The following is a 26,591-nucleotide window of genomic DNA, read 5'->3' on the forward strand; positions in this document are numbered from 1 at the left end:
GTTCCTGCGAATACGGGCGGGCTCAACCAGCCCGCTCCAGGAGCCGCACGGCGTCGTCGTCCGTCAACTGTTCGAAGTGCTCGTAGAACGCGCCCACGGCGTGGAATTTCCCCGGTGTGTGCAGGCAGATCATGAAGTCGCATACCCGGCTGATGGACGCTTGGGCTTCGAGGGATGACACAGGGACGGCGGCCACGACGGTCGCCGCCCCACCGGACCGGACAGCCTCGACGGCGGCGCGCATGGTTGCGCCGGTGGCCAGCCCGTCGTCGACAAGAACCACAGTCTTTCCGGAGAGATCGAAGCTGATACCCGGGTAGGTTTTCACGCGCCGCAGGAGTTCGCCCCGCTCGCGTACCTCCACGGCATCAAGCGAACCCTGGGTGATTCCGTGCCACCGCATCCGTTCGGCAAGGGGCCGATTGACTATTCGGACAATTCTGCCGTTGGACCAGGCCAAGGCGCCGAAGGCGGTTTCCTCACGTCCCGGGATGCCGAGTTTGCGCACCAGGACGGCGCCGTACGGTTGGTAAAGTTCGACGGCGGCCGCGGCCGCTACGGGGACCCCGCCGCGAGCCAGGCCAAGCAGGATCGTGTCTGGCCGTTTCCGGAGTTGCGGAAGCCCGGCTGCCAGCCGGCGTCCGGCGTCCGCACGGTCCTTGAAGCGCATGCCCATTCGTCTCACTTCCACGTAATCCGGCGCTGAATCAAGCCTACCTTTCTTGCCGCGGCCGCTCCTCGCTGCCACGATGGGCCGTGTGAACAAGCCCATCGGTTACTGGATCAAACGCCTGGATGCCACCTTGGAAGCGCATCTGGACCGCACCTTGGCGAGGTTGAAACTCAGCCGGAGGCAGTGGCAGACACTCAACGTCCTCGCGGAGGCACCTCTCAGCCCCGAGGACCTTGACGGCGTTCTCAGCCCCTTTTGGGGCGGCGATACGCGTCGTCGCGAAACAGAACTGGCCGCGCTGGTAGGCCGTGGAATGATCGTCATGGTGGACGATCGCATCAGCCTCAGCGAATTGGGCCACGTAAAACATATGGAAGCCCAAAGGCTCGTCGAGGACTCCCGCCGGGACATCTCGATGGGGATAGGCCTGGATGAATACGCCATGGCCGTCAGCGTGCTGGAGCGGATGACCCTTAACGCGGAGCGGCTGGCCCGGTAAGGCGAGCCGCTTCATCGTCAGCCTAGACGCCGAGGAACGCCAGGGCGGCGTCCTTGAACACCCGGCTGGTGATGGCGTTGCTGTGGTTCCGTCCGGGGACGAGTAATTGTTCCACCATGCCGCCGGCGTGGGAGGCGATTGACGCGAGCTCAGGCATGGTGACGGCCCGTTCGTCCTTATCTCCGGCCACCAGGAGCATCGGCATGTGCGGCACCGCCTCGGCGGGATCGTACGGTTCTCCCTTAATCGCTTCGATCAGCGACAAGAGCGCAAACAAATCGTTGCTCGGCAAGAGCTGCGCCATTTTGAGCAACCCCGCGGTGGATTCGTCTTCAATGGGCATGCCGTCTGCAAGGTAGTGCTGGGCAGCCGCGAGATCGAAGGATGCCAGCGGGTCTTCCTTGTTCGGGCCGCCCAATACCAGGCGGTGCACGAGTTCAGGCTGGGTTGCCCCGAATTCCCAGGCGAGCCGGGAGCCCAAAGAATAACCAATGATGTCGAGTCCGCTGGAAGGGTCGCCATCGCGCAGCGGGCGCGCGCCGGCGTCGGCCACTATCTGGAGCAGGTCCGCGCGGATCCGGCTGGGGGAGTAAGAGTCCAAGTCCTCGGGCGAAGCGCTTCGGCCGTGCCCCGGGAGGTCCACTGTGATAACGCGGCGGCCGGCGGCCTGCAGGGCGGTAATCCACCCGGTGTCTCCCCAGTTGAGCTTGCTCGAGGAAGAGAAGCCATGCAGGAGCAGGATGGGGCGCAGTCCGGCGTCGGTCCCTGCGGCGGGTTCATGGATTTCCACGAAGATATGGGGATCCGTTCCTTCCACCGTATGGATGTGCTGTTCTGCGTGCCTGCCGCTCATGGTGTCAGTCCTCATCAAGTACGGCGCTCAGGCGGACCCGGCGCTTGGGTACATCATCCTTCGGAACCGTGCCCACGATGCCGGCAGTATTGTCCGGCACCTCGAACACCACCAGCGGTTCACCGACGTTGATAGTGTCGCCCGGCGCACCGTGGATACGGATCACTTTACCTGCCTGCGGGCTTGGCAACTCGAGGGCGGACTTACTCGTTTCCAGCTCCACGAGGGGCTGGTTCCGTTCGACATGGTCGCCGGGGGAGACGAGCCAGTCCAGCACGGTCGCTTCAATGAGGCCTTCGCCAAGATCGGGCAGGGGGAAGCTGATTTCAGCCACGTCGATACTCCAGTACTCGTTGGATCCCCAGGAGGATGCGGTCAATGTTCGGGATGTATTCGTCCTCCAGGTCGCCGGAGGGATACGGCACGTCGAAGCCGGTGACCCGCTCCACGGGCGCCTTCAGCGTGTCAAAGCAGCTTTGCGTGATCAGTTGGGCCACTTCGGCCCCCAGCCCGGAGGTCAGCGGAGCTTCATGCACGACGACGGCGCGCCGCGTCTTTCCGACGGAAGTCGCCAATGCTTGGGCGTCGATCGGCTTGAGCCAGCGCAGATCAAGGACCTCGACGTCGATTCCGTCTTCGGCCGCGAGTTCCGCAACCTGCATGCACCGGGCCACCATGGCGCCCCAGGCCACGAGGGTCAGGTGGCGGCCTGGCCGGACAATCCGGGCGCCGGTGAGGGTTCCGCCGTCGGAAGTGTCGACGTCGCCCTTTTGCCAGTACCGGGACTTGGGTTCCATGAAGATCACCGGATCCGGCCGCGAGGCCGCGTACTTGAGCAGGTGGTAGGCGTCATGCGGGTCCGACGGCGAGACAACCTTGAGGCCCGGAACGTGCGCGAAGAGCGCCTCGAGGCTTTCGCCGTGGTGTTCGGGGGCGCGAATACCGCCGAAGCTGGGGACCCGGAGCGTGATCGGCATCGGAAGCTTGCCCCTGCTGCGGTAGTTCATCCTGGCGATCTGGCACACGATCTGGTTGATCGCGGGATACGCGAAGCCGTCGAACTGGACTTCCGGAATGGGGTGGAAGCCAGCCATGGCGAGCCCCACGGACATGCCCAAGATGCCTGATTCAGCGAGCGGCGTGTCGAAGACGCGGGATTCTCCGTGCTTGGCCTGCAAGCCATCGGTGATGCGGAAGACTCCGCCCAATTGTCCACAATCCTCGCCGAAGACCACCGTTCTTGGATCGGCCGAGAGGATCTCGTCCAAGGCGCGGTTGAGGGCCTGCTGCATGGAGAGCCGGGTGGACTGGGTCTTGGTGGTTGCTTCGTTCCGTGTTGCAGTTTCGAGGGTGGCGGTGGTGCTCTCAGACATGTTCGGACTCCTCGCGCCAACGGGTGGCCTGGTTTTCAAGGGCGGGGGTGGTTTCCTGGAAGACGAAATCGAACATCTCAGTGCCTGGCCGCGGGCCGAGGGCTTCGATTCCGGTGCGGATCGCTTCTTCCTCGATTCGTGCTGCTTGGTGGGCGGCGGCGAAGAAGGCGTCATCTGCCGCGCCCACGGCCAACAGACGCTCGCGGAGGCGCTCCAAGGGATCCTTGCCGGCGTCGATGCGCTCATCGTCGAGGCTCCGGTACCGGCCGGGGTCGTCAGCTGTGGAATGGGGACCGCGGCGGTAGGTCATTGCCTCGACCACTACAGGGCCGTTTCCTGCGCGGCAGTGCGCGAAGGCGTCCCGGGTGGCCTCATAGACGGCCACCACATCGTTGCCGTCCACCTGAATGCCCGGGATGCCGTAGCCGGCTGCGCGGGCAGCCACCGACCCGCCGGCCACCTGCCGCTCGGTGGGCACGGAAATCGCCCAGCCGTTGTTTTGGATGAAGAAGACAACCGGTGCTTTCATCACGGCGGCAAAGTTCATGGCTTCATGGACATCGCCTTGGGAGGAGGCGCCGTCGCCGAAGTAGCTGAGCGCAACTCCCGGCTCCCCGCTCAGGGTCTGGCCGTGGGCCCAGCCGACGGCATGGAGCACTGAGCCTGCCACCACGGCCTGGATGGGCGCGAGGCGGCTTGCCAGGGGATCGTACATGCCGCCGTGCCATGTTGCCTTGTGGGTGGACATGTACGCCACCATGTCCACGCCCATGGTCCTGGCGACGCCCATCTCGCGGTACGTCGGAAAAGCGAAATCGTGTGCCGTGTCGAAGGCGTAGGCGCTGCCGACCTGGGCTGCTTCCTGGCCGAGTTCCGGAGCATAGCCGGGAATGATTCCCTGACGCTGCCAAGCGACGGCCGAGGTATCCAGATATCGAACGGCAGCCATCAGGGAGTAAAGCTCCCTGAGCTGTTCGGAAGCCAGGGGCGCGGCATCGGCTGCGGCCACAGCGGGAAGAAATGAGTCCATGGACGTGACCGTAGTCACTGTGTAGGCCGTAGGCAATCCGCCTATTTGCGGCTAGGCAAACTGCCAAGAACTGTCAATGGTTCCGATGGAATGCTTAGCAGCTTGTACAACATTCCCTCACCCAACTGACTCGCAGTTGTTGTCGTTATGACTCGTCAAAACGACAACAACTGCTATCTAGTTGGGTTTGCTAGGCGCTTCGTGCGGCCTTGACCTTGGCCCCGATGCGGCAGGCCACGGCGATGCACGCGATCAGGAGGAACGTGCCGATCAACTGGCCCGCGCTCTCGGCGTTCGAGAAGCCCACCACGAAAATGAGGGCAAGCAGCGCCAGTCCGAACACTGTCAGGAAGGGGAAGCCCTTCATGCGAAGCGGCAACTCGGTTCCTTCGCGGTCGGCGCGGCGACGCAGGATGAACTGGGACACGAGTGCCGTACCCCACACCACGAGGCAGGTGGAGCCCACCAGGTTGAGCAAGGCCGGCAGGACGTGATCGGGAAAGAGCAGTTCCAGGACGGTGGCGATGAAGCCGAAAGCGACAGAGACGCCGACGGCGGCCATGGGCACCTGGGCGCCGCGCAGCCGCGACAGGAAAGCCGGGGCTTCGCCGCGCTCAGACAGCGAGAACACCATGCGTGAGGCCCCGTAGAGGTTCGCGTTGAGTGCTGACAGCAGGGCCACAACGGCAACAAGGGTGATTGCCGTGCCGGCTCCCGGGATGCCCGCCAGGTTCAGGACGCCAGCGAACGGCGACTTCAACCCTTCTGAGTCCGAGGGAAGGACAGCAGCAATGACGAAGACTGAGCCGATGTAGAAAACCAGGATGCGCCACACCACGGTGCGGATGGCCTTGCCGACGCTGTGAACCGGGTCCTGCGTTTCCGCGGCAGCCACGCTCACGATTTCGGTGCCACCGAAGGCGAAGATCACTACAAAGAGTGCCGCGGCAATTCCGGCCCAACCGGACGGTGCGAAGTTACCCGTGATGTGTCCAATGCCGGGGGACGTCACTCCAGGCAGCCAGCCGAACAGCAATGCCGCGCCGATGATGAGGAACACGACAATGGCAGCAACCTTCAGGATGGCGAACCAGAACTCGAACTCACCAAAGTTCCGGACTCCGGCGAGGTTGATCGCGGTAAAGGCCACCATGAAAATCAGGGCCAGTGCCCACACGGGAATGACCGGCCAGACAGAGAAGAGCAATCCGGCCGCGCCGAGGGCTTCCGCGGCGATGACGACTACCAACTGCAACCACCAGAGCCAGCCGACCGTTGATCCGGCCGTTTTGCCCATCGCCTTTTCGGCATAGACGGAGAAGGCGCCGCTGTTGGGGTTGGCTGCGGCCATTTCGCCCAGGGCCCACATCACCAGGATGATCAGGGTGCCAGCCACAAGGTAGGAGATGAGCACTGCGGGACCGGCCGCATGGATCCCGGCGCCCGAGCCGAGGAAGAGGCCTGCACCGATGGCGCTGCCCAGGCCCATCATGGTCAGTTGGCGCGGCTTCATCGAGTGGCCAAGGCCTTGCGAAGGAATGGCGGGTCGAACAGCGGTGGACGTCGTTGTCATTCGTGTTTGCCTTCTTGTGGAGGGTTTGTCAGCTGGTCCTCGTGGGACTTATCGAATTTACCGCTTACACAGGCAAAGTGGCGAAAAACACTTGTGAGACGATGGAAGCAATGTGAACGGAGATCGGCACGTTTCCTGTCGATTTGTGCAGTATCCGGCTGGAAGTAGGGAAAATTGGTGGCTGTTGACGGGTTGGATGCCAAGATTGTCCGATTTTTCACCGACTCCCCGCGTGCGTCCGTCCTCGAGGCATCCAGGGTTTTGAAGGTGGCTCGCGCCACGGTCCAGTCCCGGCTGGACAGGATGGCCGAGCGGGGCGTGGTGGCTCCTTGGGTTCCGCAGCCGGACCCTGCGGGCTTCGGCTATCCCGTGGTGGCCTTCTGCTCGCTCACCATCAACCAGGACCTGGGGCACGACGCCGTCGTCGAAGCCTTGGCCGCTATTCCCGAACTTATTGAGATCCACACTGTTTCCGGCAGTTCGGATCTCATGGTCCGGGTGGTGGGCAAATCGAACTCGGACCTGCAGCGCGTGCTGGATAAGCTCATCGCCACCAAGACCGTGCTCCGCTCGTCGTCGGTGATCGTGCTGAATACGCATTTCCAAGGCCGCACCTTGCCCCTCCTGGAAGCGGCCGCCAAGGAGAATGCGGGCTGAAACATTTGGACTCTGTCCCCAGACGGTCGTACCATTAGTTCTAGTCATTTTGACTTTAACTATCTTTCCAGTCCCTGAGGCAAAGAAGCGGGGTGAACACCGTGTACGCCACCTCCGCCAATGTGGCAGAGCGCAGGCTCGCACCGCCGTCGTTGGCTATATCCACGGTGATTTTCGCCCTACGCCCGAGCGAAAGCTCCGGCCGCCCGACGCTGTGGCTGCCGCTGGTACGCCGCATCCGCGAACCGTTCAAGGACATGTGGGCGCTTCCCGGCGGTCCCTTGCAGCATGACGAGTCCCTCCAGGATGCAGCTTCGAGGAACCTCCGCGAAACAACCGGGTTGGCACCTCAATACCTTGAGCAGCTCTACGCCTTCGGCGGCCTGCACCGCTCGCCTGCCCAACGTGTTGTCTCGATCGTCTACTGGGCGTTGGTGCAGCCCACGGAAGCCGCACTCGCGGACGAGTCAGAGAATGTCCGTTGGTTCCGGGCAGACAGGCTCGCCGAATTGGCCTTCGATCACAACGCGATCGTCGACTACGCCCTATGGCGGCTGCGCAACAAGATGGCCTACGGGTCCATCGCCTATCACTTGCTGGGGGAGTTCTTCACCCTGGCCCAGGTCCGCGAAGTCTATGAGGCTGTCCTGGACCGCCAGCTGGATCCGGCGAACTTTCGCCGGCAAATCAAGGGAACACCGGAAATCGAGGAGACCGGTGAATACCTCCAGGGCGGAAAACACCGCCCGCCACGCCTCTACCGCTTCACCGGCACGCCCGGACTCGGGCCAGACAACAGGAGTACACCATGAGCAGCGTCAACACAGCTATCCAGCTGATCACGCGGGAGGAAGCCGAGAGTGGCCGTTCCGCAGCGGGCTCAACGTGCAGCCCCGCTCTGTCCAAGGGCCCGTGGGAGTACGACCTCGCAGAGGCCCTCGCCGGCATCCCCGCCTACGGCCCCGGCGCTTCCAACTCCGACGATGCTCCAAAAGCCACACCCCGGCAGGGCCAATTGCCTGAAGAATACAAGTTGGCCAGCGACGCCGAGCTCGACACCCGGATCCGCGCCGCCAAGGAGACGCTGGGGGAGCGGGCCGTCATTCTGGGCCACTTCTACCAGCGCGACGAAGTTGTCCAGTATGCGGATTTCGTAGGCGACTCCTTCCAACTGGCCAACGCGGCCCTGACCAAGCCCGACGCCGAGGCCATCATCTTCTGCGGTGTGCATTTCATGGCAGAGACTGCGGACATTCTTTCCAGCGAGAACCAGGCCGTGGTCCTGCCGAACCTGGCCGCCGGTTGCTCCATGGCAGACATGGCGGACGAGGACTCGGTGGAGGAATGCTGGGAGCAGCTCGAAGAGATCTTCGGGACCGCACCTGATTCCGAAGGCAGGGCCCCGGTCATCCCGGTGACCTACATGAACTCGTCAGCCGCATTGAAGGCCTTCTGCGGCCGCAATGGCGGCATCGTCTGCACGTCCTCCAACGCCAAGACGGTGCTCGAATGGGCTTTCGAACGCGGCCAGCGGGTGCTTTTCTTCCCTGACCAGCACTTGGGCCGCAACACTGCCAAAGCCCTCGGCGTGCCGCTGGAGCAGATGCCTATGTGGAACCCGCGCAAGGAGCTCGGCGGAAACGATGAGCAGACCCTGCTGGATTCCCGCGTCATCCTCTGGCACGGCTTCTGCTCCGTCCACAAGCGCTTCAACGTGGGCCAGATCGAGAAGGCCCGTGCCGAATTCCCCGGGGTGAACGTCATTGTGCACCCTGAATGCCCCATGGAAGTTGTTGACGCGGCAGACGGCGCAGGCTCCACCGACTTCATCAAGAAGGCCATCGCCGCCGCAACCGAGCCCACCACATTTGCCATCGGGACCGAGATCAACATGGTGAACCGTTTGGCGGCCGAGAACCCCCAGCACACCATCTTCTGCCTGGACCCGGTGATCTGCCCTTGCTCCACGATGTACCGCATCCACCCCGGCTACCTTGCCTGGGTGCTTGAAGAATTGGTGGAGGGCCGCGTGGTGAACCGCATCACCGTAGACGACTCCGTCAAGGACAACGCCAAGATCGCCCTCGAGCGCATGCTAGCCGCACGGCCGCTCTAGGCCCACCCCGTATCAACCAGTCGAATTGAGCCTGATATGACTGCAGAACGCTTTCCCGGCGCTACTGCGCGGCGGCGACTCGTCGTCGTCGGCAGCGGCATCGCCGGACTCTATTCCGCACTGCTGGCCGCTGAGGCCGGTGCGGACGTCGTCCTGCTCAGCAAAGGCGCGCTTGCAGACAGCAACACCTTCTTCGCGCAGGGCGGGATTTCGGCAGTCCTCGAGCAGCCCGCCCCCGGCGATACCGTTGCCGCGCACATTGCGGACACCCTCAAGGCCGGCGGCGGCCACTGCAACGAGGAAGCCGTGCGGGTGCTGTGCACCGAAGCGCGCCTCGACATCATGGGGCTTGAGCGTTTCGGTGTCCGTTTCGACGCGGACGACGACGGCGATCCCGCCTTGGGGCTCGAAGCCGCCCACTCGGCCCCGAGGATCCTGCACGCCGGCGGAGACGCCACCGGCGCCGGAATTGCGAAGGCACTCATCCTCGCAGTCCTTGACGCGCAGGCTGCCGGGAGACTCCAAGTGCTGGGACACGCTCAGGCCACTAGCTTGATCCAGTCCGAGGGAAGTGTGGCAGGCGTTGAATTCCTGCGGAACGGGCGCCTCGAGGCTCTACACGGCGATGCGGTGCTGCTTGCCACCGGTGGAGCGGGGCAGCTATTCGCCCGGACCACCAACCCCTCGGTTGCAACGGCCGACGGGCTCGCGCTCGCGTGGCGGGCAGGAGCGGAGCTCGCGGACCTGGAATTCTTCCAGTTCCACCCCACGAGCATGGTGCTGTCAGCTGCTGCAGGCCCGGCGGCCGGCGGCGCGGATCCCCTCCTGATCTCGGAAGCTGTCCGCGGCGAAGGCGCCATCTTGGTGGACGCCAAGGGCGAACGATTCATGCCGGCCTACCACCCGGACGCCGAACTTGCTCCGCGCGACGTCGTCTCCCGCAGCATCGCCCTCCACTTGGCTTCACTTGGCGATCCCAACGGCCACGTCTTCCTTGACGCCCGGGTGGTCGAAGCAGCCAAGGGGCAGGGCTTCCTTGAGAAACGATTCCCCACCATCAGCGCCCGGACCCGCGAAGCCGGCGTCGACTGGACCCGCCAGCCCGTTCCGGTTGCCCCGGCCGCCCACTACTGGATGGGAGGCGTAGGCACCGATCTGTACGGCCGCACCTCCGTGCCCGGACTGCTCGCAGCCGGCGAAGTGGCGTGCACGGGTGTCCAGGGCGCAAACCGCCTGGCCAGCAACTCCCTGCTCGAAGGACTCGTGTTTGGGCGGCGGGCTGTTGAAGGGTTCCTTGGCGAGGTGCAGTCCAACAGCGGGGAGACCGACTCGCTAGTTCCCTCGGCGCCTGCAGGGGCGCTTTCGTGGCAGCCTGAGCTTGTCCCCGAGCCCTTCAGTCGTACCGCCCTCCGTCGGCTGATGACAGCCAAGGCCGGGGTTCTCCGGACTGGAGGGCTGCTCCGGGAGGCTGCTGAGGCACTCAACGCTTGGGTCGACGTCGTGCTTCCTGAGAACGTGCCGGACTCAGCGGATTCCTTGATGCACGAGGACGCCAATTTGCTCCTTGCGGCGCAACTGTTGGTGCAAGCCGCCGGCGCGCGGCGTGGGTCGCTGGGGGCGCACTACCGGCGTGACGCCGTCGAAACCCCGTATGAAGAACCGAATCAGAGATACACCATCCGCCGGAAAGCGAGCCTCGTCAATGACTAGCCTGACCCTCCCCACAGCACCCGTCCGGGACATTCTGGAGCGGGCCTTCGCGGAGGATGCGCCGAACGGGGACATCACTTCGCAACTGCTGATCCCCGCCGAAGCCCGGGCCACCGCCGTGCTCAATGCGCGCGTTCCCGGGGTCTTCAGCGGCGGAACCGTGTTCCGGGACGCAATGCTGCTCATCGACCCGGACACCGAAGTGGAGCTGCTGCTCGCCGAGGGTGTTGCGTTCGACGCCGGAACCCACCTCGCGCGGGTCAGCGGCCGTGCCCGCTCGGTGCTGCTTGCCGAACGCGTCGGGCTCAACCTGGTCCAGCGCATGAGCGCCATTGCCACCAAGACGTCAGAGTTCGTGAAGCTGGTCGAGGGCACCAAAGCCCGCATCACGGACACCCGGAAGACAACACCCGGCTTGCGGGTGCTGGAACGTTATGCCGTCCGCTGCGGCGGGGGAGCCAACCATCGCTACAGCCTGTCTGATGCGGTCCTGGCCAAGGACAACCACTTGGCCGTGATGACCGGTGGCGATTCCGCCAAACTCACCGCACTGCTCGCGGCCGCCAAGGCACAGCTGGGCCACACCACGCATTTCGAGGTGGAAGTAGACAGTGCCGAGCAGATCGAACCCGTGCTCGCAGCCGGCGTCGACACGATCATGCTGGACAACTTCTCCCTTGAGGAGCTCCGTGCCGGCGTGGAGCAGGTGGCCGGGCGCGCCATCGTCGAGGCAAGTGGCAACGTCAACGTCAACACCGTGGCGGACATCGCCGCGGCGGGAGTGGATGTCATTTCCATCGGCGGACTCACGCACAGTGTTGCCGCGCTGGATTTGGGCCTTGACGTGACGCTGGACGTAGGCGTCCCCCCAGGCCGGGGCTGACGCCATGATTTTCCTCGACGCGGCGGCCACCACTCCCGTCCGCAGGGAAGTCCTCGAAGCGATGTGGCCCTACTTGACGGGCGAGTTCGGCAATCCTTCAAGCCATCACAGCCTCGGCGAAACAGCTGCGAACGCGCTGTCCGGCGCTCGTGCGGCAGTAGCCAAGGTCCTGGGCTGCCGGCCGGGCGAGGTCACCTTCACCTCCGGCGGCACCGAAGCCGACAACTTGGCTGTGAAGGGAATCGCCCTCGCACGGCGGTCCGCGGATTCGGCCCTGAACCGGATTGTCATCAGCGCGATCGAACACCCTGCCGTCGAGGAATCCGCACACTACCTGCAACGCGTCCATGGATTCGACGTGGACGTGGTCCCCGTCGACAGGTACGGGGTCGTGACGCCTGAGGCGCTCCGGTCCACCCTGCGCCCGGAAACTGCCCTCGTCAGCATCATGTATGCCAACAACGAGATCGGGACGGTGCAGCCGGTGCGGCAGCTCGCGGAGGTGGCCGCGGAACATGGCGTGCCGTTCCATACGGACGCCGTCCAGGCCGCCGGCTGGCTGCCCATCGGCGTCAAGGAACTGGGCGTCGACGCGCTGAGTATTTCCGGCCACAAACTCGGCGCGCCTAAGGGCAGCGGCGTTCTTTATGCCAAGGGAAGGCTCAAGATCGAGCCGGTAGTCCACGGTGGTGGCCAGGAGCGGGGGCGACGCTCCGGAACCGAAAACGTGGCAGGTGCCGTTGCGCTTGCCACGGCATTTACCCTTGCCCACGATGAACAATCCGGATTGGCTGAACAGCCGGGACTCGCTGGCCGGGTCTCTGAGCTGCGGGATGCCTTCATCGGGACCGTCCTTGAAACTGTGCCCGGAGCTGTTCTCACGGGCCACCCCTCGCGGCGGCTGCCATCCATCGCGTCCTTCTGTTTCCCTGGCACCAGCGGAGAATCCGTCTTGCTGGAACTTGAGCGGCTTGGCGTGGTCTGTTCGAGCGGATCAGCATGCGCCGCTGGATCGGATGCACCGTCTCCGGTCCTGCTGGAGTTGGGCATTGACGCCGAGGTAGCCCAGACCGCTGTCCGCTTCAGCTTCAACTCCACGGTGACCTCAGCGGAACTGGAGCAAGCCGCGCAGGCCGTGGCTGCCGCCGTCGGGAGCGTGCAGGGGCTCGGTCGCCGCTGACTCTCCCCAGCCCAACTGACTGGCAGCAGATGCCGTTTTGAGGGCTCATAACGACAATAACTGCCAGTCAGTTGGGGATCCGACGGCAGCTCAGACGTGCCGCGCCCGGCGGAAAATCCAGTGCCGCAGCATGGTAAAGCGCACGGCGGTGGCGAAGAATCCGGACAGCGTGGTGGTCCAGAGGTCCTCGGTCAGGGTGGCATTGGGCCGGAACGCATGGAGCACGCCCAGGCTCCCTCCCGTGATGACCAGGGCCACCGCGATCACGATCAGCCCGTTCAGATGGTCCCGGGTCCTCTTCCGGTTGCCGGTGATTTTGAAGGTCAGCCGCCGGTTCAGTGCTGTATTCATGAGCGAGGTGATGGTCAGCGCTGCGGCGTTGGCCAGCTGGGGTCCCATCCACGGCCGAAACAGTGCGTACAGGGCTAGCGACGTCGCCGTGCAGATGATTCCGACGCCGGTGAAAGGGACGAGCTGCCGGACCACCGGATAGCGCAGGATACCTTTGCGACGCTTGCTGGTGACCGTTCTCGAAAGGGACGTCTGCCGCGTTTCGGTTGCGGTCACGGCAGGAGGCTCCATGGCTCAAGCCTGTCATATCAAGCTGGGAATTTTCTCCCAAGAAGCGGCTATAACGGGGTTGCTGAGCTCTCCAATGCCCTCAATGCGGCAGGTCACAACGTCTCCCGGCGCGATCGGGGCGCACTCAGCCGGGAAGCCGGTGAGCACCAGATCGCCGGGGTGCAAAGTCATGAACGAGCTGAGGTAGACAAGGATTTCGTCCACCTTCCAGCCGAGGTCGGCGGAGCTCGCCGTCCGTAATTCCCTGCCGTTGTGCACGATGCCGATCGAAAGATCACGGTCGTCGAGGTCCGTGACGACCCAAGGTCCTGCAGGAGTAAAGGTGTCCTGGCTTTTGGCACTGATCCACAGCTCGTCCGTCTTCTGCAGGTCCCGTGCAGAAACGTCATTGCCGATGGTGAAACCGAGGATGGCGTCGCGGGCGTTCTCGAGTGTCAGTCCGCGGACTTTGCGCCCGACGACGACGGTCAGTTCCGCTTCCGGGTCCACGTAGCCGATCGCAGAGGCGAGCTCGATGGCGTCGCCCGGTCCGATGACACTTGTGGCGGCCTTGTGGAACGCTTGTGCGGGCAGGTCCCGGCCTGGCTGGCCGGTGTTGTGTGCCATGCCGAAGACGTTGGCGGGAACAGACGGGGCCAGGAACGTGAACGTGCCCTCCAGGACCTGCGCGCCCGCGTGCCACCCCGGTCGCTCCGCGCTGCTGCCGTTTGCCGGCGAACCCGGGAACGGGCTGTCCACCACAGTCCAGATGCGGCCTGCCTCCGAAGCGAATTCGACGGCGTCGTTCGCCACGAAGAATTGTTCGTCCGGAGTGGCGGGGGAGAAGGGGCGGACGCGGGCGATCCGGCGTGCACGTGGGGAGGTCATGAAGACATCCTACGTCCTCACCGGATGGTTACGGGTTACGCGGCGGCGTGCGACTAACTCCCGCGGCAGGTGCCGTTTTCGCAGCTAGAGGGGCAGGTAGAGCTCCCCGACCGGGATGTCCGCGGCCAGGCGATTCGCCGGTCCGGCCAAGGGGCAGGCCCAGGCCTCGTTGTACGCGCAGGACGGGTTGTATGCGAAGTTGAAGTCGAGAACGAACTCCTGCGTTTGCCCGGATCCCCGAAGGCCGTGGAAAGCGCCCTTGACGGTGTCCAACAGGTACCGGCCGGCACCATAGCTCCCTCCCGGCTTACCGGCTGTGGCATCGCGGAAGGGGACGAAGATGCCGCCGCCATAACTGCGGAGGCGCCACACGGCCAGGGAACCAAGCTCGTCGAGATCGAAGGTGCCGAGGCGGACGAATGGCACAACGCCGTCCGTTCCGGTCTGGACGTTCATCTCCTGCCCCGCGCCTTCAGGAGACAAAGCAGCATAGCGGCGGAATCCGGGGTTGTAGTCCGCGGTGCGCAGGCCGGCGAAAGCTTGCTTGCTGGCGGGCGTCAAGGCCGAGGCCGGGTGGGTACCGAACATACGGTCCCGTTCCTGGCGCCAATAGACATGGGCCTGAAAGGGATCGCTCACCGCAATCTTCCGGACGTCGTCGTACAAGGCAAACGTACGCAAACGCCAATCCGCGATTTCCACGGCGGAGATTCCCGCCACACTGTTTTCGTCCTCGTCAAACTGATCTGGAGCCATGCGTCCAGCCTAGTCCTACGGCGCGAGGCGCAGCCGCTCCCCGAACGCTCCCTGCGGGTTTGGACTCGCGAAACGCCGACCGGGACAGGCGGGCAGCGGCGGGGCGCCGCTAGGCTGGTGCGCATGAGAGCGAAGCGGATCCCGTTGCAGTTTTCAGTCGCCGTCGTGGGGGCGCTCGTTGTGGTGTCCGCGGTTGGCTGCAGTTCCGAGGGCAAAGGCGGAACCGTCTGGACGGCAGGGTCCACCAGTGCGGCACCCGGCACTACGGCGCCGTCGGCCGCGGGTACCGCCCCGCCGTCGGGCACCTCCGCTGCTTCGGGGAGCCCCTCCACGGGAAGTACGGCGACGGCGGGGGCTACGGCCTCGGCGTGGAAGACGTATTCGGATGCGGCCAAGAAGGTCAGCTTCGATCTTCCAAGCGACTGGATCGCGCAATCGGTCACGCCCGACGCCGGTTCCTTGCCGGGCGCCCTCAAGATCGTGGTCAAGGACGCCAAGGGAGGGTATCTGGCGACCCTGCACACAGGACTGCCTGAAGTGAGCCCAGCCGACTGTAGTCCGGCCGCCAAGAGGCCTTATGTGGTAGTCAGCAGCGTCCCGATTGACCTGCCCCATGCGGATGGCGGTTCCACGATTCCTCCGCACGTGGTGTTCAGGGTCATTCAGGGCTACAAGTTCTTCGGTTCGTACGGCATCACCAACATGGTGGCCGGAACTGACGGCCAGGCCTGCCAACTCCGGAGTCTCGTGGCGGGGCCAGCAGGAAAAGGCAACTACTACTTTGGCGACATGCCCGCAGTGCACGCTTTTGCCACGGACGAAGTAGTGGCGCCCGCGAAGTCCTTCGACACCTTGGACCAAGCCGCGAAGTACGTCGATCAGGGCTCGGAATTCGCCAACGTCCAGCGGATGCTACTGTCTCTGAAGATCAATCTGTAGAACCACGATTGACACGTACGCTCGCCGGCGCCAACTCTGCATAATTAATGGGTTGTCCAGCCGCAACACTCCGGAGATCCATGGAACGTAACGTTGCTGCCCAGCTCGTTTTCAAGACCGTCGCCAACACCAAGGTGGCGATGGCAATCGCCGTCGCCACCAATCCGGGCTACGAATCCTTGACCGAAGAGTTGTCAGTCACCGTGGAAGGCGACGCTGTTCCGCTCACTGAGCTGGCGGACCATCATGGTGGACGTTTCCACTACATGGAGTTCGCCGAACCCAGCGAGGTCACGGTGGATTACCGGGCCTCGGTGAAGGGCGTTGGCCTCCCCGATGAGTCCTCGCGGATGGAACTCATCCGTTATGTGCGGCCAAGCCGATATGCCGAGTCCGATCGGTTGCTTCCGACGTCGTACGCCGAGTTCGGGGGGCTCCACGGCGAGGAACTGTTGCAAGCCGTCCGGAATTGGGTCCACGACGAACTGCGTTACATCAGTGGATCCTCCCGGGGGACAGATGGTGCGGTGGAAACGCTCCTGCACCGCAAAGGTGTTTGCCGGGACTTCGCCCACCTCGCCATTGCCCTCCTCCGCTCCAAGGACATCCCCGCCCGGCTCGCCGCCGTTTATGCCCCCGGGCTGAGCCCCATGGACTTCCATGCCGTGGCGGAGGCCCACATCGGCGGAACCTGGTACGTGATCGACCCCACCGGGCTGGCTCCTCGGGAGTCCATGCTCCGCATCACGGCCGGCCGCGATTCGTCGGACACTGCGTTCCTGTCCACGGTGGGCGGAAGCTTGTCGTTGAAGAGTTTGAGCGTCACCGCGGTAGTGGGCGACGAACTGCCGGATGAGGATCCGGCAAAGCTCGTCGTCCTGCGCTAGACGCCCGTACGGCCGCCTACTTGTTTGCCACGAATGCTTGCAGCTTTTCGGTCAACCGGAGAAGGTCACGCTGTTCCTCGGCCGTCAGTGCCGGAGCCACAAGCTCGGCGATGTCTCGGATGTGCTCACGGCCGATCTCTTTCTGCAGTTCCTGACCGGCTTCAGTAAGCCCAAGAAGGATCCCACGGCCGTCGTCGGGGGCGATGCTGCGTTCGACGAGTCCGCGCTTCTCCAACCTGTCAACCAAGCGGCTCAGGCTCGATTGGCTGAGCAGGACATGATCGTTGATCTCGTTCAACCGCAATTTGCCCGTGGGGCATCGGGAGAGCGTGAACAGGACGTCATACTCCTTGATGGGGAGTTTCTTGAACGCCGGTCCGGCCTGGAGCCGGCGCATCACCGCAACCTGGGAGCGGAACAAGGACTCCCAGGTTTCTGCGGCGAGGCGCACGGCCGACGAGGTGGGCGCCTTGGTGCTCACGCCGACCGCCCGACGGCGTCACTGACAGCATCGGTCACATCATCGCTGGATGAAGCGGCCAAGGAAGCGGCAACGCGGGACGCGTGGGTAGGCGCGTCAGGCACGTGGGCGGGCTTGCGGTCCGCGAACTCCTTGCGCAGGACCGGAAGGACTTCTTCGCCGAAGAGATCCAGCTGCTCCAGCACGGTCTTGAGCGGCAATCCGGCGTGGTCCACCAGGAACAGCTGCCGCTGGTAATCGCCGAAGTATTCGCGGAAGGTCAGCGTCTTCTCGATGACTTCCTGCGGGCTGCCCACAGTCAGGGGCGTCTGGGAGGTGAAGTCTTCCAAGGAAGGCCCGTGGCCGTAAACCGGAGCATTGTCGAAGTAGGGGCGGAATTCCTTCACCGCATCCTGGGAGTTCTTGCGCATGAAGAACTGCCCGCCGAGGCCCACGATGGCCTGGTCTGCCTTGCCATGGCCGTAGTGCTCGTAGCGTTCGCGGTACAGGCCGATCAGCTGCTGGTAGTGCTCCTTGGGCCAGAAAATGTTGTTGGCGAAGAAGCCGTCGCCATAGTACGCGGCAAGTTCCGCGATCTGGGGACTGCGGATGGAGCCGTGCCAGACGAAGGGCGCGACGCCGTCGAGCGGACGGGGTGTGGACGTGAAGTTCTGCAGCGGGGTGCGGTATTTGCCACTCCAGTTGACGGTGTCCTCATCCCAGAGCCGGCGCAGCAGGGAGTAGTTCTCCACGGCGAGTTCGATTCCGTCCTGAATGTTCTTGCCGAACCAGGGGTAAACCGGAGCCGTGTTGCCCCGGCCCATAATGAGGTCCACGCGGCCGTCCGCCAAATGCTGGAGCATGGCGAAGTCTTCGGCGATCTTCACGGGATCGTTCGTGGTGATCAGCGTGGTGGACGTGGACAGCGTGATGCGTTCCGTCTGCGCCGCAATGTAGGCCAAAGTGGTGGTGGGGGAGGAGGAGAAGAAGGGGCGGTTGTGGTGCTCGCCGATCGCATAGACGTCCATGCCGATCTCTTCGACCTTCTTGGCAATGGCCACGGCGGCCTTGATGCGCTCGTTCTCCGTGGGGGTATGGCCCGTGGTGGGGTCAGTGGTGATGTCGCTGACGCTGAATACGCCGATCTCCATGATGTGCCTTTCTGCCTGCCCGATTGGTGTCCGGGCTCTGCCAACAGTCTATCTCAAGATAGATGCATTTGCATGTATCGCTGGTTGTAACAGGGCAAGGCAAGATTTTGTTCCCGGCGTGTTGCCTTACTCGGCGGGGCCGGAAGCCGATCGGCGGCCGGTTACCCTGGGGATCATCCCGGTGGTCCAGTCCAGGTGGTCTGCCTGGCCATGGCCGGCCGTGCCATCCTTCGGGACGTCGGGACGTTGCGTGAGTGCCTTGAGCAGCGCCTTCTTCTCGCGCCGGCCTTCGACCAATTTGTAGAGCACCGGCACCAGGACGAGGGTCAGCGCCGTGGACGAGACGAGGCCTCCGATGACCACAATGGCCAGTGGCCGGGAAATGAAGCCGCCGCCACCCGTGATGCCCAGGGCCATGGGGGTGAGGGCGAAAACGGTGGCGAGGGCGGTCATCAGGATGGGACGCAGCCGCTGACGGGCGCCGTGGGTGATGGCTTCTGCCACACTCATTCCGGCGCCGCCGCCGTGCGGCTTGCGGTACTGGTTGATGAGGTCGATCAGCACAATCGCATTGGTCACCACGATTCCCACCAACATCAGCATGCCGATGAGGGACGGCAGCCCGAGCGGGACGCCCGTGACCAGGAGCAACGCGATGGCACCTGTCGCCGCAAAAGGCACGGAGACCAGCAGGATAAGAGGCTGGATGAGGGACTTGAAGGCGGCAACCATGATGACATACACAATGGCGACGGCGGCCAGGAGAGCGAGGCCGAGTTGCCGGAACGAGTCCGCCTGCTGCGTTGTTGCGCCGCCGATCGCGGCAGTGACGCCAGCAGGCAGCTGCACGGAGTCGAGCCGGTCACGGACGGCCGTGCTGACGGCACCGAGATTGGAGCCCGACGGCGTCACGGTCACCTTCGCGCTCCGCTGGCCGTTGCTGCTGGTGATGGACACAGGCGTGTCCACTTGGTCCACGGAAGCGATGCTGGACAGCGGAACCGGTCCTGACGCCGTCGGGAGGTTGATGGCCCTGACATCGGCGATGCTGCTGAAATGTGTGCCTTCGCCGATTTGGACCGGAAAATCCGTGGTGTCGATACGGACTGTGCCTGCGGGTACAGGACTGACGGTGGACGCCAACACTCCACCCACTTGTTCCTCGTTCAGCCCGGCGGCGACGGCTTTGGCTCGATCGACCCTCACCTGCACTACGGACTGGCTGGCATCCAGGTTGGTGGCTACCTCGGAACTCCCGGGTACCCCGTCCATGGCCTTCGCCACAGCGTCGCTCGCGGTTTTCAGATCAGCGGCGTTGGCGGCGTTGATGGTGATGTCCACGCTGGAAGACGTGCCCAGGCCGCCCTGTTGGGCGCCAACAGTGACCTTTCCTGCGGCCGCGGCGCTTGCGAGCCCGGCCCGGACCGTGTCCTGCAGTTTCTGCTGGTCGGCTTTTTCGTCCGTTACTACCGTGAATGTCGAGTTCGAGGCGCCACTTGACGTGAGGGCGGCGAAACCTGTCTGGGCATTGCCTGACGTTACTTGTACATCCTTGATGCCGTTGATCCCGCGCAGGACCGATTCCACCTTGGCAGCGGCGGCGCCAGTCTGCTCCAGGCTGGTACCGGCGGGAAGAACCTGGCGCACGGTCATGCTGTTCTGACCGGAGCTTCCCAGCAGGTCTGTGGCCAGCAGCGGGGACATGGCTGCTGTTCCACCCAACACCAGGACCGCGGCGACGATCGTCACCACCGGGTGCTTCTGGGTCTTGGCCAGGATGGGCAAGTATCCGCGCTGCAGCAGGCTGCGCTGCTCTGCCTCGTGCGCAGCGGCAACAGCGCGCTCGGCGGCACGGGCGTCATTGGCGGCGGACTGGGATGGGGACTTGAGGAACCAATAGGCCAACACCGGAACGATGGTGAGCGACACGAGCAATGAGGACAGCAGGGCGATGGTCACCGTCAGGGCGAAGGGGCGGAACAGCTCGCCCGCCAGATTGCCCACGAAGGCGATCGGCAGGAAAACGGCAACCGTCGTGAGGGTGGACGCTGTGATGGCCCCCGCAACTTCCCGGATGGAATTGAGGATTGCCGCGAGCTTGTGTTCGCCATAACTGAGGTGGCGTTTGATGTTCTCGATCACCACGATCGAGTCGTCCACCACGCGGCCGATCGCAATGGTCAACGCGCCCAGCGTAAGGATGTTCAGCGAGTAGTGCGTTGCCGATATTCCGATGAATGTGATCAGGAGGGACAGGGGAATGGACACCGCCGTCACCAAGGTGGAGCGAACGGACATCAGGAACACAAGGATGACGGCAACGGCGAAGCCCAGTCCAAGCAGCCCCTCCGTGGTGAGGTCCTTGATCGATTTTTCGATGTACGGGGCTTGGTCGAACACGGGGGTGAAGTGCGCATTGGAGCCGAGTTCTGCCTCCATCCGGGCAAGGGAATCCTTGACGGCGTGCGAAATGGCAACCGTATCGCCCTCGGGTTTCTTCGTAACGGACAACGCCAGTGTCGGCTTTCCGTTGGTGCGGGTAATGGAGGTCGCGGCGTCGTCCTTGATGCTCACATCCGCGACGGTGCCGATGGTGGTACCGCCCTTGGCCCCGGCCAGCGGCAAGCCCTTGATGACATCGAGGGAGTCCACGGGGCTGCCGATCTGGAGGGACAAGGTCTTGCCTTGGTCCTCGATGGTCCCGGCGGGAACCAGCGTGCCGTTGTTCTTGAGGGCGTTTGTGAGCGACTGGACCGTGGCGCCGGTTGCGGCCATGGCCTGGGCCTTGGGCTGGATCAGGATGTGCTGGGTTGCCCCGCCGGTTACGTCGGCGCTGCGGACCCCGTCCAGCTTCTGCAGCCGGGGAACGCTGAGCCGCTGGAGGTCCGTGTTCAGCTCACTCAGCGGCTTGTCCGAAGACACGGCCAAAAACACGATAGGGAAGTCGCTGATGCTCCCGGCAAAGGAGCGGGGCTCGACATTGGCCGGTAGTACCCGTTTCGCGTTGGAGATGGCGCGATCAATCTGGTTGCGCGCGCGGTCCAGGTTCGAACCGTAGGTGAACACCATGGTGATCTGCGAAACGCCGTTCCGCGATGTCGACGTGGTCGATTCGAGGCCCTCGACGCTGTTCAATGCTGATTCGAGGGGCCGGCTGAGTTGCTTGTCGACGACTTCCGGAGACGCGCCCGGCATGGCCGTGATCACCGAAATCTGCGGAAACTCGATCGAGGGAATGAGTTCCTGCTTGAGGGAGGACATGGTGATCACGCCGAACACCGCAGCGAAAACGGTGATCAGCGCGATCAATGCCCTGTTCGCCAGTGAAAGCCTTGCCAGACGGAACATTGCACTGTCTCCCGGGATCTACGGTCTGTCTCGTGTCTCGAACTGGCCGCAGCCCGGACTGATACTAGTGCTGGACTGCGTTGGCAGCCTCGAGTTGGAGCGAACGGGCGGTGCTCGCTTCCAGTTCCGCGGCAAGCTCCGGGTTGTTGTTCAGCTTGACGCCGTAGCCCGGCATCATTTCCTTGAGCTTCGATTGCCAGCCCTTGAAGTTCTTCGGGAAGGATCGCTGCAGCATCTCGATCATGATCGGGACTGCGGTGGATGCACCAGGCGATGCGCCGAGCAGTGCGCCGATGGAGCCGTCGCGAGCCGTGATGACCTCGGTTCCGAACTGCAGCACGCCGCCCTTTCGGGAGTCCTTCTTGATGATCTGCACACGCTGGCCCGCTGTGATCAGCTCCCAGTTGCCGCCGTCGGCCTGGGGGTAGTACTCGCGGAGGGACTCCACCTTGGCATCGTGGCGCTTGGCCACTTCCTTGATCAGGTAGGCGGTCAGGTCCATATTGTCCTTGGCCACGGCGAGCATCGGGATGATGTTGCTCGGACGAATTGACAGCGGCAAGTCAAGGTAGCTGCTGGTCTTAAGGAAGTTCGTGGAGAAACCGGCGTACGGGCCGAAGAGCAGGGAACGCTTGCCGTCGACGTAGCGGGTGTCGAGGTGCGGCACCGACATGGGCGGAGCGCCTACGGAGGCCTGGCCGTACACCTTGGCGCTATGCTGGCTGGCGATGGCCCCGTCGGTGCAGCGGAAGAACTGGCCCGAGACCGGGAAACCGCCGTAGCCCTTGCTCTCCGGGATGCCGGATGCCTGCAGCAGGTGGAGTGCTCCACCGCCGGCGCCGACAAAGACGAACTTGGCGTGGATCTGGCCGTGTTCGCCGGAAGCGGGGTGCTTGAGCGAAAGGTCCCAGCCGCCGTCGGAGGCTTTGCGCACATTGGTGACGTCGTGGCCGTAATTGACTTCAACGCCGTTGTTGGCGAGGTAGCCGGTCAGCTCGCGGGTCAAGGCCCCGAAGTCGACGTCGGTGCCTTCCGCAGCGCGGGTGGCGGCCACGCGCTGCTTGGCGTCGCGGCCCTTGACGATCAAGGGAGCCCACTTGGCGATCTGTGCCTGGTCTTCCGTGTACTCCATGCTGCGGAAGAGCGTGTTGGGCTTGAGTGCTTCGTAACGGGTCTTGAGGAAGTCTGCATGCTTGTCGCCGATGACAAAGCTCATGTGCGGAACGGTGTTGATGAAGCCCTTCGGGGAACCGATCAACTTGTTGTCCACCAAGTGGGACCAGAACTGCCGGGAAAGCTGGAATTGCTCGTTGATGTGCAGGGCCTTGGACGGGTCAACAGAACCGTCCTTCGCTGCGGGGGAGTAGTTAAGCTCACAGAGCGCTGCGTGTCCGGTTCCCGCGTTGTTCCACGGTCCGGAGCTTTCAAGGCCGGCTTCGTCGAGTCGCTCAAAGAGGGAGATGGTCCAGCTGGGTTCGAGTTGCTTGATGAACGCACCGAGGGTTGCGCTCATGATTCCGCCCCCAATAAGGACGACGTCAGCGTGGTGTGTCTTGGAAATGAAGGTCACGATCAATCTCCGATAGCGGCGGCACTGGCTGTCACAGAATATCCCCGCGTGGGCACATAACTGAAATTGCGGCGGCCCGTCAAGACTTCAGGCGAACGTTTGTAAAAACTTCGTTTAAGACAGGCGATGCAGGGTACTTCTCGACGCGGTCGGAGAGAGCCAAGGCCGAGATGGGGAAGGCAATGGGGACCGCCGGGACGGTTGCGGCAACTTGGGCATTGATGGTCTGGTACTGGGAGTTGCGGTCGGAGCCGTCAGGGAGCCCACGGGCTCGGTCGATTTTCGAGAACACCTGCGGATCGCTGTAGCCGAACTCGCCATTGTTCTCACCGAAAAGGGTGCCCACGAAGTTGTCCGGATCCGAGTAGGCGCCGTTCCAGCCGAGTAGGTGGAGCGCATGATCGCCCGGCGATTGGACCTTCTGGAGGTAGCCATCGTCCCAGCTCACAGGCACCGGTTTGATGTTGAGCCCGACGGCGGTCAGCTCGGCGCTGATCTCCGCGTAGATCTTTTCCGGGGTGGGCATGTAGGCGCGGGTGACGTTGAGCGGGTAGTAGAACTTGAGTTCTTCGCCCTTGTAGCCGGATTTAGCGAGCAGCTGCTTGGCTTTGTCCGGGTCGTACCCGAGCGCCGGAGCATTGTTGTTGAATCCGCTCAGCTTGGGCGGAACGAACTGGGATGCCGGTGACGTGTTGTCGATAAAGAACTTATGGATAAGGGTCTCTTTGTCGATGGCCATTTCGATTGCCTGGCGGACTCCAAGATTCTGGAGGGGACCCACGGACTCGTTCATTCCCAGGTACATCACGGAGAACGGATCCCGTTGGACGATCTGCATGCCCTTCTTGACCAGTTGGTCGAAGGTTCCGGCGGTGACGAGGTCGTAGCCGTCGATTGTGCCCGCCAGCAGGGCCTGAAGGCGACCTTGTGGATGGTCGAACGGAATGAAGTTGACTGTAGCTATCTGTCCGCGATCGCCCCAGTAACCCTTGTAGCTCGTAAGGGTGATGCGGTCCTGACTCCAGGAGGAGAAGACGTACGGGCCGGTGCCGACGGGATGGGAGGCATACGACGACGCCGGTTGCCCTGCCAATTTCTTGTCCAGGACGTTCGCGGTGCCTTCGGCCATCGCTTTGGGGGACGACATTGCGAAAGCAGGCAGGGTCAAGGCTTGGAGGAATCCGGTGAAGGGCTTCGCCAAGTTGATCTGGACGTGGTCGGCTGAGATCGCCTTGCAGTTCTTGAATAAGGAGAGAGTGGCGTCGTCCGAGAAGGACTTGAAGACGCTCTTGAAGGGAATGCCGGGCACTTGTTGGCGCACGGTTGCCGGAAGGTTGAACCAGCGGTTGAAGTTGCTGCAGACCGCGGCGGCATCAAAGGCTGTTCCGTCGTGGAAAGTGACTTTTGTGCGCAGCGTGAAGTCGTAGCTGAGTCCGTCATTTCCTTGGGACCATGCTGTGGCCAGAAGAGGCGTCGGTTGCCCGGTGGAAGCATCCACGCCCACAAGGCCTTCCATCACTTGCCGAGTGACGCGATACGACTCCGAGTCGTTCGTCAGGGCGGGGTCGAGTCCAAGCGGCATCGACGGGGTGCCGAAGTTGAACGTCTTGCTCGGCTCCGGCGGTGCATCCCCCGCGGCCGATGTTGACGGTGCCGGACCAGGGGCTACCGTGCACGAGGTCAAGGCCACGGCCAGAAGGCCTGCGCCGATTTGTAGCGTGACACGGCGAAGCTTGCTGCTTACCACTCTTGTCCCCTCAAGGCAGTTGGACGGGCGAAGGCCCGTGGCAGCCGGACCGCAGTCCAGTCTAGTTCAGGGGCCTGAGTCCCGGCTGAAAACTGAAGTGCCCCGGTCAAGGACCGGGGCACTTCAGACGTGTGCGCAAGGGGGGACTTGAACCCCCACGCCCGAAGGCACAGGAACCTAAATCCTGCGTGTCTGCCAATTTCACCACTCGCGCTGGTGCTGGTACCTGGCCGGGATTCAGGGTCTCTTGCGTCCCGGGCACATACCGCGCTCTATTGTACCCGTGGTTTGCGCCGGCCGTTCCGCCGTCGCCCGACGCGGGCATGTCGTGGCTACTTGTCGAGCTTGAGGTCCCTGCGGAGCTTCGCAACATGTCCGGTGGCCCGCACGTTGTACTGGGCCACGGCTACCTTGCCGTCGGGGTCCACCACGATCGTGGATCGGATCAGCCCTTCGTAAGTGCGTCCGTAGTTCTTCTTTTCTCCCCAAGCCGCGTAAGCGTCAGCTACGTGGTGCCCTTCGTCGGACAGCAGGGGAAAGGTCAGGGATTCCTCGGCCACGAACTTTTCCAAGTCCTTCACTGTGTCCGGAGAGACGCCAAGGACTTCGTAACCGGCGGCACGAAGAGTTTCGAGGGAATCCCGGAAATCGCAGGCCTGCTTCGCGCATGCCGGGGTGGACGCCGCCGGGTAGAAATAGATGACCGTATTCCGGCCACGGTAGGAGGCCAGGCTGACGTCACGGCCAGTGTGGTCCTTGAGGGTGAAATCGGGGGCAACGCCGCCAGGAATGAGTCGTTCCGCCATACTATGCTCCTTGCTTGGGTTCGCGAGCACCCAGCTTAGTGACGAGCTGTTCGCTTCACGAATTGGACCCGAACCAGATCGATACGCCCTGGCCGATATACTGGCCCTTATGCCTGACATGGAACGGTGGCCCACCGGGCGCCTGCTCTCCACGGCGGCGCGGCTCGTGGAGCACGCCTGGAATGAGAAATTACGCGGTATGGGGCTGACCCACGCCGGGGTCATTGTCATGGAAGTGCTTGCCGTCAAGGGACCCACCACGCAGTCGATGCTCGCACAGATTGTCCGCGTACAGGCGCAGACCATGGGGAAGACCCTCGCCAGGCTGGAAGCGCACGGCCATGTCAGCCGCGCTCGCGGCATTTCGGACCGCCGAAGCCAAGTGGTCAGTCTGACCGAAGCGGGGGAGCGCACGCTCGGGCTCGCCACGCAGTTGGAGCGGGAAGTTCTTGAACCCGTTCCCGTGGATACCGCCAAACTGCGGCGGGAACTTCAAGCCCTGGTGCGCGAACTGGCGAACAACCATTCCGCGGCCGCCGTAAATGTCATTGTGGCCGCGGCCGATTCCGGCGCATCGCACGACGACGTCCCGAACTAGGTCCGCGAGGCGGCCGGTTCGGGACACCGCGAGGCGGCCGGTCCGGGGCGGAGCAGGCCGAAAAGCAAAAAAGATCCCAGGGTGGCGTCTCGGCCATCCAGGGATCTTTCTTTGGTGCACCCCCCGGGACTTGAACCCGGAACCCATTGATTAAGAGTCAATTGCTCTGCCAATTGAGCTAGAGGTGCAATTGTTTGTTGCTCACAACGCAAAGAAATAACCCTTGAGCAGCTATTGCCGCTCAAGGGCCCTTCCCTTGGTGCACCCCCCGGGACTTGAACCCGGAACCCATTGATTAAGAGTCAATTGCTCTGCCAATTGAGCTAGAGGTGC

25 protein-coding genes and 3 tRNA genes are annotated in these 26,591 nt (G+C 63.5%); 10 read left to right on the top strand and 18 right to left on the bottom strand.

The window, feature by feature from the left end; genetic code table 11:
* Nucleotides 1–22: 22 nt before the first annotated feature.
* Nucleotides 23–676 carry a phosphoribosyltransferase gene (locus tag OOZ51_RS02355; protein ID WP_265977267.1) on the bottom strand — a complete coding sequence of 218 codons (654 nt, stop codon included), beginning with the start codon at nucleotides 674–676 and terminating at the stop codon, nucleotides 23–25.
* 73 nt (nucleotides 677–749) lie between these two features.
* Between OOZ51_RS02355 and OOZ51_RS02360 the strand changes: the two genes are divergently transcribed.
* Nucleotides 750–1,172: a MarR family transcriptional regulator gene (locus OOZ51_RS02360; RefSeq protein ID WP_265977316.1), complete on the top strand. Its 423-nt coding sequence runs from the start codon at nucleotides 750–752 to the stop codon at nucleotides 1,170–1,172.
* Between the two features lie 22 nt (nucleotides 1,173–1,194).
* Here the strand turns inward: OOZ51_RS02360 and OOZ51_RS02365 are convergent, their stop codons facing one another.
* From OOZ51_RS02365 to OOZ51_RS02385, 5 genes are all read right to left on the bottom strand, one after another.
* Nucleotides 1,195–2,025, bottom strand: coding sequence for an alpha/beta fold hydrolase (locus tag OOZ51_RS02365; protein WP_265977268.1), 831 nt, complete (start codon nucleotides 2,023–2,025; stop codon nucleotides 1,195–1,197).
* Between the two features lie 4 nt (nucleotides 2,026–2,029).
* Nucleotides 2,030–2,359, bottom strand: a complete 330-nt coding sequence (locus tag OOZ51_RS02370) for a biotin/lipoyl-containing protein (RefSeq protein WP_265977269.1) — start codon at nucleotides 2,357–2,359, stop codon at nucleotides 2,030–2,032.
* Nucleotides 2,352–3,398: an alpha-ketoacid dehydrogenase subunit beta gene (locus OOZ51_RS02375; RefSeq protein WP_416346334.1), complete on the bottom strand. Its 1,047-nt coding sequence runs from the start codon at nucleotides 3,396–3,398 to the stop codon at nucleotides 2,352–2,354. Before OOZ51_RS02375 ends, OOZ51_RS02370 begins: the two co-directional genes overlap by 8 nt.
* Complete coding sequence (locus OOZ51_RS02380; RefSeq protein ID WP_265977270.1) at nucleotides 3,391–4,428, bottom strand: thiamine pyrophosphate-dependent enzyme; 1,038 nt, start codon at nucleotides 4,426–4,428, stop codon at nucleotides 3,391–3,393. The genes OOZ51_RS02375 and OOZ51_RS02380 overlap by 8 nt, the downstream gene beginning before the upstream one ends.
* Before the next feature lie 190 nt (nucleotides 4,429–4,618).
* Complete coding sequence (locus tag OOZ51_RS02385) at nucleotides 4,619–6,001, bottom strand: amino acid permease (RefSeq protein WP_265977271.1); 1,383 nt, start codon at nucleotides 5,999–6,001, stop codon at nucleotides 4,619–4,621.
* A 177-nt stretch (nucleotides 6,002–6,178) separates the two neighbouring features.
* On the opposite strand from OOZ51_RS02385, the gene OOZ51_RS02390 reads away from it, so the two are divergent.
* From OOZ51_RS02390 to OOZ51_RS02415, 6 genes are all read left to right on the top strand, one after another.
* Nucleotides 6,179–6,658 carry an Lrp/AsnC family transcriptional regulator gene (locus OOZ51_RS02390; RefSeq protein WP_265977272.1) on the top strand — a complete coding sequence of 160 codons (480 nt, stop codon included), beginning with the start codon at nucleotides 6,179–6,181 and terminating at the stop codon, nucleotides 6,656–6,658.
* Between the two features lie 101 nt (nucleotides 6,659–6,759).
* On the top strand, nucleotides 6,760–7,470 hold the full coding sequence (locus OOZ51_RS02395) for an NUDIX hydrolase (RefSeq protein WP_113990543.1): 711 nt from the start codon (nucleotides 6,760–6,762) through the stop codon (nucleotides 7,468–7,470).
* Entirely contained in the window at nucleotides 7,467–8,774 is a 1,308-nt protein-coding gene (gene nadA, locus OOZ51_RS02400; protein WP_265977273.1) for a quinolinate synthase NadA, read from the top strand. Before OOZ51_RS02395 ends, nadA begins: the two co-directional genes overlap by 4 nt.
* Nucleotides 8,775–8,810: 36 nt before the next feature.
* Complete coding sequence (gene nadB / locus OOZ51_RS02405; protein ID WP_265977274.1) at nucleotides 8,811–10,484, top strand: L-aspartate oxidase; 1,674 nt, start codon at nucleotides 8,811–8,813, stop codon at nucleotides 10,482–10,484.
* Nucleotides 10,477–11,367 (top strand): carboxylating nicotinate-nucleotide diphosphorylase, encoded by an 891-nt coding sequence (nadC, locus tag OOZ51_RS02410; RefSeq protein ID WP_265977275.1) that lies wholly within the window; start codon nucleotides 10,477–10,479, stop codon nucleotides 11,365–11,367. The genes nadB and nadC overlap by 8 nt, the downstream gene beginning before the upstream one ends.
* A 4-nt stretch (nucleotides 11,368–11,371) precedes the next feature.
* Nucleotides 11,372–12,547 (top strand): cysteine desulfurase family protein, encoded by a 1,176-nt coding sequence (locus tag OOZ51_RS02415; protein ID WP_265977276.1) that lies wholly within the window; start codon nucleotides 11,372–11,374, stop codon nucleotides 12,545–12,547.
* Nucleotides 12,548–12,637: 90 nt separating this feature from the next.
* Here the strand turns inward: OOZ51_RS02415 and OOZ51_RS02420 are convergent, their stop codons facing one another.
* The 3 genes from OOZ51_RS02420 to OOZ51_RS02430 all read right to left on the bottom strand — a co-directional run bounded on the left by OOZ51_RS02420 (nucleotide 12,638) and on the right by OOZ51_RS02430 (nucleotide 14,752).
* Complete coding sequence (locus OOZ51_RS02420) at nucleotides 12,638–13,129, bottom strand: GtrA family protein (protein WP_265977277.1); 492 nt, start codon at nucleotides 13,127–13,129, stop codon at nucleotides 12,638–12,640.
* A gap of 12 nt (nucleotides 13,130–13,141) precedes the next feature.
* Nucleotides 13,142–13,996: a fumarylacetoacetate hydrolase family protein gene (locus OOZ51_RS02425; protein WP_265977278.1), complete on the bottom strand. Its 855-nt coding sequence runs from the start codon at nucleotides 13,994–13,996 to the stop codon at nucleotides 13,142–13,144.
* An 84-nt stretch (nucleotides 13,997–14,080) separates the two neighbouring features.
* On the bottom strand, nucleotides 14,081–14,752 hold the full coding sequence (locus OOZ51_RS02430) for a DUF1684 domain-containing protein (RefSeq protein ID WP_265977279.1): 672 nt from the start codon (nucleotides 14,750–14,752) through the stop codon (nucleotides 14,081–14,083).
* A gap of 123 nt (nucleotides 14,753–14,875) precedes the next feature.
* On the opposite strand from OOZ51_RS02430, the gene OOZ51_RS02435 reads away from it, so the two are divergent.
* Nucleotides 14,876–15,691 (top strand): hypothetical protein, encoded by an 816-nt coding sequence (locus OOZ51_RS02435; protein ID WP_265977280.1) that lies wholly within the window; start codon nucleotides 14,876–14,878, stop codon nucleotides 15,689–15,691.
* 80 nt (nucleotides 15,692–15,771) lie between these two features.
* Nucleotides 15,772–16,578 (top strand): transglutaminase-like domain-containing protein, encoded by an 807-nt coding sequence (locus OOZ51_RS02440; RefSeq protein WP_265977281.1) that lies wholly within the window; start codon nucleotides 15,772–15,774, stop codon nucleotides 16,576–16,578.
* Between the two features lie 16 nt (nucleotides 16,579–16,594).
* Here OOZ51_RS02440 and OOZ51_RS02445 read toward each other — a convergent pair whose 3' ends face one another.
* The 7 genes from OOZ51_RS02445 to bcp form a co-directional block, all read right to left on the bottom strand.
* Nucleotides 16,595–17,059 (bottom strand): MarR family winged helix-turn-helix transcriptional regulator, encoded by a 465-nt coding sequence (locus tag OOZ51_RS02445; protein WP_265977282.1) that lies wholly within the window; start codon nucleotides 17,057–17,059, stop codon nucleotides 16,595–16,597.
* Nucleotides 17,056–18,189, bottom strand: coding sequence for an LLM class flavin-dependent oxidoreductase (locus OOZ51_RS02450; RefSeq protein WP_265977283.1), 1,134 nt, complete (start codon nucleotides 18,187–18,189; stop codon nucleotides 17,056–17,058). Before OOZ51_RS02450 ends, OOZ51_RS02445 begins: the two co-directional genes overlap by 4 nt.
* A gap of 126 nt (nucleotides 18,190–18,315) precedes the next feature.
* The gene (locus OOZ51_RS02455; protein ID WP_265977284.1) at nucleotides 18,316–21,537 is read right to left on the bottom strand and encodes an efflux RND transporter permease subunit; all 3,222 of its coding nucleotides are present in this window, start codon (nucleotides 21,535–21,537) and stop codon (nucleotides 18,316–18,318) included.
* Between the two features lie 64 nt (nucleotides 21,538–21,601).
* Nucleotides 21,602–23,107 carry a malate:quinone oxidoreductase gene (locus OOZ51_RS02460; RefSeq protein ID WP_265977285.1) on the bottom strand — a complete coding sequence of 502 codons (1,506 nt, stop codon included), beginning with the start codon at nucleotides 23,105–23,107 and terminating at the stop codon, nucleotides 21,602–21,604.
* A 79-nt stretch (nucleotides 23,108–23,186) separates the two neighbouring features.
* The gene (locus tag OOZ51_RS02465) at nucleotides 23,187–24,854 is read right to left on the bottom strand and encodes an ABC transporter substrate-binding protein (RefSeq protein WP_265977286.1); all 1,668 of its coding nucleotides are present in this window, start codon (nucleotides 24,852–24,854) and stop codon (nucleotides 23,187–23,189) included.
* Between the two features lie 132 nt (nucleotides 24,855–24,986).
* A tRNA-Leu gene (locus OOZ51_RS02470) sits at nucleotides 24,987–25,068 on the bottom strand.
* Between the two features lie 118 nt (nucleotides 25,069–25,186).
* The gene (gene bcp / locus OOZ51_RS02475) at nucleotides 25,187–25,660 is read right to left on the bottom strand and encodes a thioredoxin-dependent thiol peroxidase (protein WP_265977287.1); all 474 of its coding nucleotides are present in this window, start codon (nucleotides 25,658–25,660) and stop codon (nucleotides 25,187–25,189) included.
* A 109-nt stretch (nucleotides 25,661–25,769) separates the two neighbouring features.
* On the opposite strand from bcp, the gene OOZ51_RS02480 reads away from it, so the two are divergent.
* Nucleotides 25,770–26,258, top strand: coding sequence for a MarR family winged helix-turn-helix transcriptional regulator (locus OOZ51_RS02480; RefSeq protein ID WP_265977288.1), 489 nt, complete (start codon nucleotides 25,770–25,772; stop codon nucleotides 26,256–26,258).
* A 112-nt stretch (nucleotides 26,259–26,370) separates the two neighbouring features.
* Here OOZ51_RS02480 and OOZ51_RS02485 read toward each other — a convergent pair.
* Nucleotides 26,371–26,446: transfer RNA gene (locus OOZ51_RS02485), tRNA-Lys, on the bottom strand.
* Between the two features lie 69 nt (nucleotides 26,447–26,515).
* Nucleotides 26,516–26,591 (bottom strand) — tRNA-Lys (locus OOZ51_RS02490).

Origin of the sequence: Arthrobacter rhizophilus, from assembly GCF_026241105.1 — a bacterium.
Classification (GTDB): Bacteria; Actinomycetota; Actinomycetes; order Actinomycetales; family Micrococcaceae; genus Arthrobacter.